This is a genomic window from Massilia sp. CMS3.1 (assembly GCF_051262535.1).
In the GTDB taxonomy this organism is placed as follows: Bacteria; Pseudomonadota; Gammaproteobacteria; order Burkholderiales; family Burkholderiaceae_D; genus Telluria.
This window is the reverse complement of sequence record NZ_JBIMES010000006.1, coordinates 256978-269013: the sequence shown is the minus strand read 5'-3', so window position 1 is coordinate 269013 and position 12036 is coordinate 256978. Positions and strand designations below refer to the sequence as shown.

The window sequence follows — 12036 nt, the reverse complement described above, 5'->3', positions numbered from 1 at the left end:
AAGTTTAGTAAGTGTAAATAGCTTACATCAGAAAGGCGGCGCCGGACGGGCAGGGGACTGCCGGGTTGCCGTACAATTTCGCTCTCTCTCTGTGGTGTGAAAGCAGTGGATGATTGATTTTATGCGGCTCGGCGGAGCAGCCATTCTTGCCGGCTTGGCGGACGCCGTGGGCGGCGACGGCCTGATCCAGGTGCGCGATTTTTCCATTCGTGCCAAAGGAAGCGCCTGCGTGCGCTTGGTGAGTTAGGATGTTTCACGTGGAACAAAGCGGGATTGGTGTGCGCCGGCGCTCAATTGTTTCACGTGGAACAGTCACAACGCGCCCCTCTGCTGTGTTCCACGTGAAACAAAATCCCCCCTGTTTTTCCGTCGCGCTGAGATGGAGAACGCAAAAGATTCTATAATCGCGAATTAGCCTCCTCGCCTCCCACCTCCATCATGCTATTTCCAACTGAATTCGACGTGATCGTCGTCGGCGGCGGCCATGCCGGCACCGAAGCCGCGCTTGCGTCCGCACGCATGGGGCAGAAGACCCTGCTCCTTACCCACAACATCGAAACCCTGGGCCAGATGTCCTGCAATCCGTCGATCGGCGGCATCGGAAAGGGCCACCTGGTCAAAGAAGTCGACGCCCTTGGGGGAGCGATGGCGATCGCCACCGACGAATCCGGCATCCAGTTCCGCATCCTGAACTCGTCGAAAGGTCCGGCCGTACGCGCTACCCGTGCCCAGGCCGACCGCATCCTGTACAAGGCGGCGATCCGCTCGCGCATCGAAAACCAGCCGAACCTGTGGCTGTTCCAGCAAGCGGTCGACGACTTGATCGTCGAAGGCGAGCGCGTGGTTGGCGCGGTGACCCAGATCGGCCTGCAGTTCCGCGCCCGCGCCGTGGTGCTCACTGCCGGTACTTTCCTTGACGGAAAGATCCACGTCGGCTTGCAAAACTACACGGCTGGCCGTGCCGGCGATCCGGCGGCGGTCTCGCTGTCAGCCCGTCTGAAAGAACTCAAACTGCCGCAGGGGCGTTTAAAGACCGGGACGCCGCCGCGCATCGACGGGCGCAGCATCGATTTTTCCGTGTTGGCGGAGCAGCCGGGCGACCTCGATCCGGTGCCCGTGTTCTCGTACATGGGCACGACCGCCATGCACCCGCGCCAGGTGCCATGCTGGGTCACGCACACGAATGCGCACACCCACGACATCATCCGTAGCGGTCTCGACCGCAGCCCGATGTACACCGGCGTCATCGAAGGCGTCGGTCCGCGCTATTGCCCGTCGATCGAAGACAAGATCCACCGCTTCGCCTCGAAAGAATCGCACCAGATTTTCCTCGAGCCGGAAGGCTTGACCACGCACGAAATCTACCCGAACGGCATCTCGACCAGCCTGCCGTTCGACGTGCAAATCGCGCTGGTGCGCTCGATGAAGGGCATGGAAAATGCGTTTATTTTGCGTCCCGGCTACGCCATCGAATACGATTATTTCGACCCGCGCGGGCTGAAAGCCTCGCTGGAAACGAAGGCAATTCAGGGCCTGTTCTTTGCCGGCCAGATCAACGGCACCACCGGCTACGAAGAAGCGGCTGCCCAGGGTTTGTTGGCCGGCATGAATGCGGCGCTGCAAACCAAAGGTGAACCAGCCTGGACCCCTGGCCGCTCGGAAGCTTACCTGGGCGTGCTGGTCGACGACCTCACGACCCAGGGCGTAGCCGAACCCTACCGCATGTTCACCAGCCGCGCGGAATACCGTTTATCGCTGCGCGAAGACAACGCCGACATGCGCCTGACGGAAATGGGCCGAAAGCTCGGCGTCGTCGGCGACGCCCAGTGGGCGGCCTTCGAAACGAAACGCGAATCGGTTGCACGCGAACTCGAACGCCTGCGCTCGGTCTGGGTCAATCCGCGCATCCTGGCGGCGGCTGAATCGGAACGTGTCATTGGACAGGCGCTCGAACGCGAATACAACCTGGCTGACTTGCTGCGCCGCCCGGGTGTCGACTACGGCACCTTGATGACGATGACAGGCATCGAGGGCCAGGCGCTCGCGGGCCCGGGCGTCGACGATCCGGCAGTCCAGGAGCAAGTCGAAATCCAGCTGAAATACGCGGGTTATATCGACCGCCAGGCGAAAGAAGTGGAGCGGCACGACCATTACGAAAACATGAAATTGCCGGAAAACCTGGATTACCTCGACATCACGGCACTGTCGTTCGAAGTACGCCAGAAGCTCGATCAACAGCGTCCGGAAACCCTGGGCCAGGCGTCGCGCATCTCCGGCGTGACCCCGGCGGCAATCTCTCTGCTGCTGGTGCACCTGAAAAAACGCGGCGCCAAAGGGTTTACGGCAGTACCGAGCAACACGAATGAGGAGGCAGCACAGTGAGGGGTTTTGACCGTGAAAAACTGATGGAGGTGCTCAGCGACGGCATCGACGCCATGGACCTGCCCCTGTGGGCGGCCCAGCGCGCGCAGTTGATGGATTACCTGGCCCTGATGGTCAAGTGGAACGGCGTATATAACCTGACCTCCTTGCGCGAGCCGCTGCAAATGGTGACCCACCATTTATTGGATTCCCTGGCAGCGGTACCGGCCTTCGTTGACGCGAAGAAGGTGCTGGACGTCGGCGCAGGGGGCGGCTTGCCCGGCATCGTGCTGGCGATTGCCCGGCCGGACATGCAGGTCTCCCTGATCGACACCGTCCATAAAAAAACCGCCTTCCTGACGCAAGTGAAGGCGGAACTGGGTTTGACGAACGTCACCGTCTACACGAAGAAGGTGCAAGAGTTGCAAGCGGGACCGTTCGACGTCATCACCTCGCGTGCGTTTGCCGACCTGTCGGATTTCGTCAACTGGTCGGGACACCTTCTGGCCGAGGGCGGCCAATTCATTGCCCTGAAAGGCACGGCACCAAGCGAGGAGCAGGAAAGGCTGCCCAGCGAATGGAAAGTGAAGGAATTGCGGCCCCTACGGGTGGCGAAACTGGAAGCGGAGCGGCACCTGGTATTCATCGAAAAAGCAGCACAAACCAGCTAACGATATAAATGGTTTATACCATGTATATCATATAAACCAAACTAACGGTTTATTCAGTATGAACGGTATGTCTTGAATTGTTGCGTCCGGAAAGAACAGATGGCAAAAATATTTTGTGTTGCAAACCAAAAGGGCGGCGTCGGCAAGACGACCACCAGCGTCAACCTGGCCGCCGGTCTGGCCAAGCTGGAACAGCGCGTGCTGCTGGTCGACCTAGACCCGCAGGGCAATGCGACGATGGGCGCCGGCATCAACAAGGCGTCCTTGACGGCGTCGACTTACCAGGTGCTGCTGGGCGAGGCGACAGTGGCCGAGGCGCGCCAGCGCTCCGGGGCGGGGCGCTTCGACGTGCTGCCGGCAAACCGCGAACTGGCCGGCGCCGAAGTCGAGATGGTGGAACTCGATAATCGCGAACGGCGTTTGAAGCACGCGCTGGCGCAGGTGGACGCCGACTACGATTTCATCCTGGTCGACTGCCCGCCCGCATTGTCGATGCTGACCCTGAACGGCCTGTGCGCCGCGCATGGCGTGATCATCCCGATGCAGTGCGAGTACTACGCACTGGAGGGCCTGTCCGACCTGGTGAATACGATCAAAAAGGTGCACGCCAACCTGAACACGGATTTGAAAATCATTGGCCTGCTGCGGGTGATGTTCGATCCGCGCATGACCTTGTCGCAGCAAGTCTCGGCCCAGCTCGAGCAGCATTTCGGCGGCAAAGTCTTTAAGACGATCATTCCGCGCAACGTGCGCCTGGCCGAGGCGCCTTCGTATGGCGTGCCGGGCGTGACCTTCGACCCGTCCTCGAAAGGGGCGCAGGCGTATATCGCGTTCGGGGCCGAAATGGTCGAGCGCATCAAGACAATGTAATCACAGAGAGTTATCCAGAATGGCGACGAAAAAACTCAAGGGCCTCGGCCGCGGTCTCGATGCGTTACTCGGCGGGGACATGATGGATGCACCTGCCCCGGCAGGCGCACCGTCAGCCTTACCCCTTTCCCAGCTGCAGGCCGGCAAATACCAGCCGCGTACCCGGATGGACGAGGGGGCGCTCAATGAACTGGCTGCCTCCATCAAAACCCAGGGCATCATGCAGCCGGTGCTGGTGCGCCCGGTGGCGGGCGGACGCTACGAGATCATCGCCGGCGAGCGGCGCTTTCGCGCCGCGCAACTGGCCGGCCTCGAGGAAATCCCCGTGCTGGTGCGCGACGTCGACGACCAGGCCGCTGCCGCGATGGCCCTGATCGAAAACATCCAGCGCGAGGATTTGAATCCGCTGGAAGAAGCGCAGGGCATCGCGCGCCTGATTTCCGACTTCGATTTTACCCACGAGCAGGCGGCGAGCGCGGTCGGCCGATCGCGCAGCGCCGTGTCGAACTTGCTGCGCCTGGTGAACCTGGCGCAGCCCGTGCAAACCATGCTGATGGCGGGCGACATCGACATGGGCCATGCGCGCGCCTTGCTGTCGGTGGACAACGCCAGCCAGATCGCGCTGGCGAACCACGTCGTCTCGAAACGCCTGTCGGTACGCGAAACCGAGAAGCTGGTGACGCGCGCGCTGGAAGAGCAGGCCTCAACAACCCAAGCGCGCGTAAAAGAAAAGTCGGGAGATATCGTGCGCCTGGAAGAAGAGCTGTCGGACAAGCTGGCGACGCCGGTCGTGTTCAAGATGGGGGCCAAGGGCAGGGGACAGGTAATCATCGATTTTGCAGATCTCGATATTCTCGAGGGGCTGCTGGCGAGATTGCGCGCCTGAGCTGCGCACCGTCTTCCTCACCGGCTTGTGGATAACTCTGTCGATAAGCCTGTGAACATGCTTGTGTGCGGCTGTGAAGAGGCGCTGTACAAGCTGTGGAGGAGCGGGGATAAGCCAGGAGCGTCGCGCAAGCTTGCCAATCCCGACCCACGCACAGAGCGTCGCCTTGCGGCACGCATGGGCACGATTGCGTGGACACAAGTGTCAATCCTGGGGAGACTGTGGATAAGCCTGTCGACAACCCTGTCGACAGCATGTGCACGGGCAGTGCATAAGCTTGTACGGGCGAGAACGCACCGGATCAGCAATCCATGCTTGGGCGAACACGGCAATCCTGGCGCCCGCAGATGCCGATTTCGCGGACCCCACTCTTTGCAGTGATGCAACAAAACAACAGCGATTTGTGCGGCCAACCGCCGTCACACTTCTGCTCCAACATCTGTATTTCCTGCTGCGATCTACCGCGAAAATTCGTGTTTCCAGCAATATTTGTGTGGCATTTCGCACAGCCGTGAAAAGGCCGAGCACAGCCGGAATCGTTTGACTCAAATGCACTATCGAACTTATAATCCCGCTGATTCATGTAATTACCACACCGTAACTCGTACCACATGGCCAAGGCAGAAGAATAAAAATGTTGCGCCTGGTCTCCCTGCAATTGATCGCGACAGCAGTCGTCGGCGTCCTCGCCGCACTGTTGGGGGGATGGCCTGCGATGTTTTCGGCGGTACTCGGCGGGATCTGTTGTGTCGTGCCCAACGGCATTATGGCGGCGCGGCTGTTCGCCAGCGCCCAGAAAGCGGGCGGGGCAAACCCTGCAACGTTTTTCATTTGGGAATTTATCAAGATTGCACTGACGGTCGCCCTGCTGTGGCTGACCGCAACGCTGTACCACGACCTGAACTGGCTGGCGCTGATCGCCGGGTTCGTCGTAGCGCTGAAAAGTTACATATTCTTATTATTTAGGCACTGATATGACGACAACCGTAGAAGGCGCAGCGAATCACGCGCCCACCGCATCAGAGTACATCAAGCACCACCTGGGCCACCTGTCGAACCATCACCAGAACGGTCCGGTCGACTTTTCGATCATCCACTACGACACCATGTTCTGGTCGGTCCTGATGGGCGTGCTGGGCTGCCTGATCATGTGGTCTGCCGCGCGCCGCGCTACTGCAGGCGTGCCTGGCCGGTTCCAGGCTGCCGTCGAAATTCTCGTTGAAATGGTCGACAACCAGGCCAAGTCCATCGTCCACGGCGACCGCAGCTTCATCGCCCCGGCCGCACTGACCGTATTCGTCTGGGTTGCCCTGATGAATTCGCTGGATTTCCTGCCGGTCGACTTGTTTGCGGAAGGTTTCAAGTGGCTCGGCGTCGAGCACCTGTTCCCGTACCACCGTGTCGTGCCGACCGCCGACCTGAACGGCACCATCGGCATTTCGCTCGGCGTGCTGGTCCTGATGATTTATTACGGCATCAAGATCAAGGGCTTCGGCGGCTGGATTCACGAATTGTTCGCAGCACCGTTCGGCATCTGGATGGCGCCGTTCAACCTGCTCCTGAATATCATCGAATACGCAGCAAAAATGGTGTCGCTCGGCATGCGACTGTTCGGCAACATGTTTGCCGGCGAGCTGCTGTTCCTCTTGATCGCTTTGCTTGGTTCGACCGCCACCATCTTCGGTTTCGCCGGCCAAGTCATTGCCGGTTCGATCTGGGCAATCTTCCACATCCTGATCGTATTCCTGCAGGCATTCATCTTCATGATGCTGACGCTGGTGTACCTCGGTCAGGCCCACGAAGGCCACTGATCGGCGCAGCAAGCATCGAACAGAATAGTAGTAGTAACGAAGTAGTAATTTTTTAATCTAGTTTTTAAATTCACTTTTTGGAGTAATCATGACTGACCTTTCTTTTGTTGCACTGGCTTGCGGTTTGATCATCGGCCTGGGTGCTATCGGTGCTTGTATCGGTATCGCTATCATGGGCGGTAAATACCTCGAAGCTTCTGCACGTCAGCCTGAACTGATGAACACCCTGCAAACCAAGATGTTCCTGCTGGCCGGCCTGATCGACGCGGCATTCCTGATCGGCGTTGGTATCGCCATGCTGTTCGCATTCGCGAACCCGTTCGTCCCAGCATAAGACGACGCATTTCAGGTTTTGAAGGGCCGAACCATCGCGGTTCGGCATCCGTTTTTGTGAGAAGGAAAATACCGTGAACCTCAACGCAACCCTGTTTGCCCAGTTCGCTGTCTTCTTCATCCTGGCGATGTTCACGATGAAGTTCGTCTGGCCGCCGCTGATGAAAGCGCTCGACGAGCGTGCCGAGAAGATCGCCAATGGGCTGGCTGCCGCCGACCGTGGCAAGGCTGACCTGGCTGCCGCCGAAAAGCGCGTGCAGGCCGAACTGGCCGGTGCTCGTGATGAAGGACAGAAGCGCATTGCCGATGCCGAAAAGCGTGCCCAGATGATCATCGACGACGCCAAGAAGACTGCCGCCGACGAAGCCGCCCGTATCGTCGCCAATGCAAAGGCCGACGCCGAGCAGCAAGTGACGCGCGTGCGCGAAGAACTGCGTGGCCAGGTGGCCGCACTCGCCGTCAAAGGCGCCGAGCAGATCCTCAAGCGCGAAGTGAACGCAGACGCGCACGCCGCCCTGCTGTCGCAACTGTCGACCGAGCTGTAATCATGGCCGAACTCGCAACCGTCGCCCGTCCCTACGCCGAAGCGCTGTTCCGTGTTGCCCAGCAAGGCAATATGGCAGCCTGGTCCGAACTCGTGTCCGAACTGGCACAAGTCGGCGCCAACCCTGATGTGCAGGCGTTTGCCGCCAACCCGACCCTGACCACCACCGACCTGGTCGCCACCCTGGCCTCGCTGGTCAAGGCGCCGGTCACGCCGGAGGCAATGAACTTCCTGACGATGCTGGCCGAAAATGGCCGCATCGTACTGCTGCCGGAAATCGGCACGCAGTTCCAGGTGCTCAAGAATGCCCAGGCCGGCGCTGCCGACGCGCACATCGACAGCGCGTTTGCGCTGACCGATGCCCAGGTGGCCGAACTGCTTGGCCTGCTGGAAAAGAAATTTGGCCGCAAGCTCAATCCAACGGTCACCGTGGATCCGTCGCTGATCGGTGGCGTGCGCGTGCTGGTCGGCGATGAAGTGCTCGATACCTCGGTACGCGCCAAGCTGCAGCAGATGCATGCTGCGCTGGCGGCGTAAGCGGAACTTCGCACAGGAACTTTGCACGTCCAGCCGGCATCTCACGTCCTTGCCCTCGGCATCAAGAAACTATTAGGAGTTAGCACTCATGCAACTTAATTCATCTGAAATCAGCGAACTGATCAAGACCCGCATCCAGGGCCTCGAAGCGGCCGTTGACGTTCGCAATCAAGGCACCGTGATCTCCGTGGCCGACGGTATCTGCCGTATTCACGGTCTGTCGGACGTGATGCAGGGCGAGATGCTGGAATTCCCTGGCAACACCTTCGGCCTGGCGATGAACCTCGAGCGCGACTCGGTCGGTTCGGTCATCCTGGGTGCTTACGAGCACATCTCGGAAGGCGACATCGTCAAGACGACCGGCCGCATCCTGGAAGTGCCGATCGGCCCTGAACTGCGTGGCCGTGTGGTCAACGCACTGGGCCAGCCGATCGACGGCAAGGGTCCGATCGCCACCACGCTGACCGCCCCGATCGAAAAGATCGCGCCTGGCGTCATCGCCCGCGAATCGGTCTCGCAGCCTATGCAGACCGGCATCAAGTCGATCGACGCGATGGTGCCGATCGGCCGTGGCCAGCGCGAGCTGATCATTGGTGACCGCCAGACCGGTAAATCGGCTGTCGCAGTCGACGCGATCATCAACCAGCGCGGCCAGAACGTGACCTGCGTGTACGTGGCGATCGGCCAGAAGGCATCGACCATCAAGAACATCGTGCGCTCGCTCGAGCAGCACGGCGCGATGGATTACACCATCGTTGTCGCCGCTTCCGCTTCGGAATCGGCCGCCATGCAGTACATCTCGGCCTACTCTGGCTGCGCGATGGGCGAATACTTCCGCGACCGCGGTGAAGATGCGCTGATCGTGTATGACGATCTGTCGAAGCAAGCTGTCGCTTATCGCCAGATTTCGTTGCTGCTGCGCCGTCCACCAGGCCGCGAAGCCTATCCTGGCGACGTGTTCTACCTGCACAGCCGCCTGCTGGAACGTGCTGCGCGCGTCAACGCCGACTACGTGTCGAACTTCACCAACGGCGCCGTGACCGGTAAAACCGGCTCGCTGACCGCACTGCCGATCATCGAGACGCAAGCGGGCGACGTTTCGGCCTTCGTGCCGACCAACGTGATTTCGATTACCGACGGCCAGATCTTCCTGGAGACCTCGCTCTTCAACGCCGGTATCCGTCCTGCGATTAACGCCGGTATTTCGGTCTCCCGCGTCGGTGGCGCTGCCCAGACCAAGGTCATCAAAAACCTGTCGGGCGGTATCCGTACCGACCTGGCGCAGTACCGTGAGCTGGCCGCTTTCGCGCAGTTCGCATCGGACCTGGACGAATCGACCCGCAAGCAATTGGACCGTGGTGCGCGCGTGACCGAGCTGCTCAAGCAGCCACAGTACTCGCCGCTGTCGATCTCGCTGATGGCCGCATCGCTGTTCGCCGTCAACAAGGGCTACCTGGACGACATCGAAGTCAAGCAAGTGCTGCCGTTCGAGGCGGGCCTGCACGGCTACCTGAAGACCAAGCAGGCTGCGCTCCTGTCGAAGATCGAAGAAACCAAGCAACTGGACAAGGACGCCGAAGCAGCACTCGCCGCCGCCATTGCTGATTTCAAAAAATCCGGCGCATTTTAATTCATGAAATGAAGGATCCAGCAGCGCGTTTGCAAAACTGCGCTGCCGGTGACCGGAAGGAGTAAGGACTCATGGCAGTAGGCAAAGAGATTCGTGGCAAGATCAAGAGCGTAGAGAATACGAAGAAGATCACCAAGGCGATGGAAATGGTCGCCGCATCGAAAATGCGCAAAGCGCAGGACCGTATGCGCGCCGCCCGTCCCTACAGTGAAAAAATTCGGACCATTACCGCCAATCTGGCCGGCGCAAATCCGGAGTACACGCACGTGTTCATGGCGCAAGCCAAGCACGTGCAGGCAAAAGCTGTCGGCTTCATCGTCGTCTCGACCGATAAAGGTCTGTGCGGCGGCATGAACACCAACATCCTGCGCCAGGTAACGGTGAAATCGCGCGAGATGGAAGCGGCGGGCAACCGCATCGAGGCTGTTGCCATCGGTAACAAGGGGCTGAGTTTCCTGAACCGCGTCGGCGTCAAGCTGGTGTCGCATGCGACGCAAATCGGCGACACCCCGCACCTGGACAAGCTGATCGGCCCGATCAAGGTCATGCTCGACGCATACCAGGATGGCCAGCTGGATGCCGTCTACCTGTGCTACACCAAGTTCGTCAACACGATGAAGCAGGAACCGGTGATCGAACAGCTGCTCCCGTTGCCGTCAAAGCACCTGGAAGCGGACAAGGGTTCGATCTCGTGGGATTACATCTACGAACCCGAACCGCAAATCGTGATCGACGAGCTGCTGGTGCGTTATGTCGAGGCCCTGGTGTACCAGGCCGTCGCGGAAAACCTGGCGTCCGAGCAATCGGCGCGCATGGTCGCGATGAAAGCGGCAAGCGACAACGCAGGCAGTGTCATCGGCGAGCTGAAGCTGATCTATAACAAGACCCGCCAGGCAGCGATTACCAAAGAACTCTCCGAGATCGTCGCCGGTGCGGCAGCGGTCTAAATAAGAATTTAACTATATCTGAAGGAACGAACATGGCTGATGGCAAAATCGTTCAGTGTATCGGCGCAGTGGTTGACGTGGAATTCCCGCGTAACGCCATGCCGAAAGTCTTCGACGCACTGAAAATGGCAGGCTCCGACCTGACCCTGGAAGTCCAACAACAGCTGGGCGACGGCATTGTCCGTACCATTGCGCTGGGCAGCTCCGAAGGCCTGCGTCGCGGCATGATGATCCAGAACACCGGTGCACCGATCATGGTGCCGGTCGGCGTTGCAACGCTCGGCCGCATCATGGACGTGCTGGGCAACCCGATCGACGAATGCGGCCCGGTCAGCCACGAGCGCATGGCATCGATCCACCGCACCGCGCCTGCCTACGACGAACTGTCGCCATCGCAAGACCTGCTGGAAACCGGCATCAAGGTCATCGACCTGGTCTGCCCGTTCGCCAAAGGCGGTAAAGTCGGCCTGTTCGGCGGCGCCGGCGTCGGCAAGACCGTCAACATGATGGAACTGATCAACAACATCGCTAAAGCGCACTCGGGCCTGTCCGTGTTCGCCGGCGTGGGTGAGCGTACCCGCGAAGGTAACGACTTCTACCACGAGATGGCGGACGCCAAGGTCGTCGACCTGGAAAATCCGGAAAACTCGAAGGTCGCGATGGTCTACGGCCAGATGAACGAACCACCAGGCAACCGCCTGCGCGTCGCGCTGACCGGCCTGACGATGGCTGAAGCCTTCCGTGACGAAGGTAAAGACGTTCTGTTCTTCGTCGACAACATCTACCGCTTCACCCTGGCCGGTACCGAAGTCTCGGCACTGCTGGGCCGTATGCCGTCGGCAGTGGGTTATCAGCCTACCCTGGCCGAAGAGATGGGCCGCCTGCAAGAGCGCATCACCTCGACCAAGACCGGTTCGATCACCTCGATCCAGGCCGTCTACGTCCCTGCGGATGACTTGACCGACCCGTCGCCGGCGACCACCTTCGCCCACCTCGATTCGACCGTCGTGCTATCGCGTGACATCGCTTCGCTCGGTATCTACCCTGCGGTCGATCCACTCGATTCGACCTCGCGCCAGCTGGACCCGCTCGTCGTCGGCCAGGAACACTACGACACCGCGCGCGCTGTCCAGGGCACCCTGCAGCGTTACAAGGAACTGCGTGACATTATCGCGATTCTGGGCATGGACGAGCTGGCACCGGAAGACAAACTGCTGGTCGCCCGTGCACGTAAAATGCAGCGCTTCCTGTCGCAGCCCTTCCACGTCGCTGAAGTGTTTACTGGCGCGCCAGGCAAGTACGTTTCGCTGAAAGACACGATCAAGGGTTTTAAAATGATCGCATCGGGCGAACTGGACCACCTGCCGGAGCAGGCGTTCTACATGGTCGGCACCATCGAAGAAGCGGTCGAAAAAGCCAAGAAACTGGCTGCCTAAGTCGGCGTCT

Annotated in this window: 13 protein-coding genes; all 13 read left to right on the top strand. The window is 59.9% G+C overall.

Translation table 11 applies throughout. The annotated features are described in order from the left end of the window. Positions 1-109 precede the first annotated feature (109 nt). The 13 genes from ACHAC9_RS12450 to atpD all read left to right on the top strand — a co-directional run bounded on the left by ACHAC9_RS12450 (position 110) and on the right by atpD (position 12026). On the top strand, positions 110-247 hold the full coding sequence (locus tag ACHAC9_RS12450) for a hypothetical protein (RefSeq protein WP_435760312.1): 138 nt from the start codon (positions 110-112) through the stop codon (positions 245-247). A 191-nt stretch (positions 248-438) separates the two neighbouring features. After that, positions 439-2382 (top strand): tRNA uridine-5-carboxymethylaminomethyl(34) synthesis enzyme MnmG, encoded by a 1944-nt coding sequence (gene mnmG / locus ACHAC9_RS12445; RefSeq protein ID WP_435760311.1) that lies wholly within the window; start codon positions 439-441, stop codon positions 2380-2382. Next, on the top strand, positions 2379-3032 hold the full coding sequence (gene rsmG, locus ACHAC9_RS12440) for a 16S rRNA (guanine(527)-N(7))-methyltransferase RsmG (RefSeq protein WP_435760310.1): 654 nt from the start codon (positions 2379-2381) through the stop codon (positions 3030-3032). The genes mnmG and rsmG overlap by 4 nt, the downstream gene beginning before the upstream one ends. Before the next feature lie 99 nt (positions 3033-3131). Next, on the top strand, positions 3132-3902 hold the full coding sequence (locus ACHAC9_RS12435) for a ParA family protein (RefSeq protein ID WP_435760308.1): 771 nt from the start codon (positions 3132-3134) through the stop codon (positions 3900-3902). Between the two features lie 19 nt (positions 3903-3921). Then, positions 3922-4788, top strand: a complete 867-nt coding sequence (locus ACHAC9_RS12430) for a ParB/RepB/Spo0J family partition protein (protein WP_435760307.1) — start codon at positions 3922-3924, stop codon at positions 4786-4788. Positions 4789-5422: 634 nt separating this feature from the next. Then, entirely contained in the window at positions 5423-5761 is a 339-nt protein-coding gene (locus ACHAC9_RS12425; protein ID WP_435760306.1) for an ATP synthase subunit I, read from the top strand. 1 nt (position 5762) lies between these two features. Beyond that, a complete protein-coding gene (gene atpB, locus ACHAC9_RS12420; protein WP_435760305.1) occupies positions 5763-6599 on the top strand; it encodes a F0F1 ATP synthase subunit A in 837 nt (278 codons plus the stop codon). 88 nt (positions 6600-6687) lie between these two features. Then, a complete protein-coding gene (gene atpE, locus ACHAC9_RS12415; RefSeq protein WP_435760304.1) occupies positions 6688-6933 on the top strand; it encodes a F0F1 ATP synthase subunit C in 246 nt (81 codons plus the stop codon). A gap of 73 nt (positions 6934-7006) precedes the next feature. After that, positions 7007-7477, top strand: coding sequence for a F0F1 ATP synthase subunit B (locus ACHAC9_RS12410; RefSeq protein WP_435760303.1), 471 nt, complete (start codon positions 7007-7009; stop codon positions 7475-7477). A gap of 2 nt (positions 7478-7479) precedes the next feature. Continuing rightward, a complete protein-coding gene (locus ACHAC9_RS12405; RefSeq protein ID WP_435760302.1) occupies positions 7480-8013 on the top strand; it encodes a F0F1 ATP synthase subunit delta in 534 nt (177 codons plus the stop codon). Between the two features lie 88 nt (positions 8014-8101). Next, complete coding sequence (atpA, locus tag ACHAC9_RS12400) at positions 8102-9643, top strand: F0F1 ATP synthase subunit alpha (RefSeq protein ID WP_435760301.1); 1542 nt, start codon at positions 8102-8104, stop codon at positions 9641-9643. Positions 9644-9714: 71 nt separating this feature from the next. After that, positions 9715-10590, top strand: a complete 876-nt coding sequence (gene atpG / locus ACHAC9_RS12395) for a F0F1 ATP synthase subunit gamma (RefSeq protein WP_435760300.1) — start codon at positions 9715-9717, stop codon at positions 10588-10590. A gap of 32 nt (positions 10591-10622) precedes the next feature. Continuing rightward, positions 10623-12026: a F0F1 ATP synthase subunit beta gene (atpD, locus tag ACHAC9_RS12390; RefSeq protein WP_435760299.1), complete on the top strand. Its 1404-nt coding sequence runs from the start codon at positions 10623-10625 to the stop codon at positions 12024-12026. The last annotated feature ends 10 nt before the right edge of the window (positions 12027-12036 follow it).

Coding starts and splice junctions, on each gene's coding strand:
- atpG (WP_435760300.1), top strand. CDS start 9,715: ATGGCAGTAGGCAAAGAGATTCGTGGCAAGATCAAGAGCGTAGAGAAT.
- atpE (WP_435760304.1), top strand. CDS start 6,688: ATGACTGACCTTTCTTTTGTTGCACTGGCTTGCGGTTTGATCATCGGC.
- atpA (WP_435760301.1), top strand. CDS start 8,102: ATGCAACTTAATTCATCTGAAATCAGCGAACTGATCAAGACCCGCATC.
- mnmG (WP_435760311.1), top strand. CDS start 439: ATGCTATTTCCAACTGAATTCGACGTGATCGTCGTCGGCGGCGGCCAT.
- atpB (WP_435760305.1), top strand. CDS start 5,763: ATGACGACAACCGTAGAAGGCGCAGCGAATCACGCGCCCACCGCATCA.
- ACHAC9_RS12450 (WP_435760312.1), top strand. CDS start 110: ATGATTGATTTTATGCGGCTCGGCGGAGCAGCCATTCTTGCCGGCTTG.
- ACHAC9_RS12425 (WP_435760306.1), top strand. CDS start 5,423: ATGTTGCGCCTGGTCTCCCTGCAATTGATCGCGACAGCAGTCGTCGGC.
- ACHAC9_RS12405 (WP_435760302.1), top strand. CDS start 7,480: ATGGCCGAACTCGCAACCGTCGCCCGTCCCTACGCCGAAGCGCTGTTC.
- atpD (WP_435760299.1), top strand. CDS start 10,623: ATGGCTGATGGCAAAATCGTTCAGTGTATCGGCGCAGTGGTTGACGTG.
- ACHAC9_RS12430 (WP_435760307.1), top strand. CDS start 3,922: ATGGCGACGAAAAAACTCAAGGGCCTCGGCCGCGGTCTCGATGCGTTA.
- ACHAC9_RS12435 (WP_435760308.1), top strand. CDS start 3,132: ATGGCAAAAATATTTTGTGTTGCAAACCAAAAGGGCGGCGTCGGCAAG.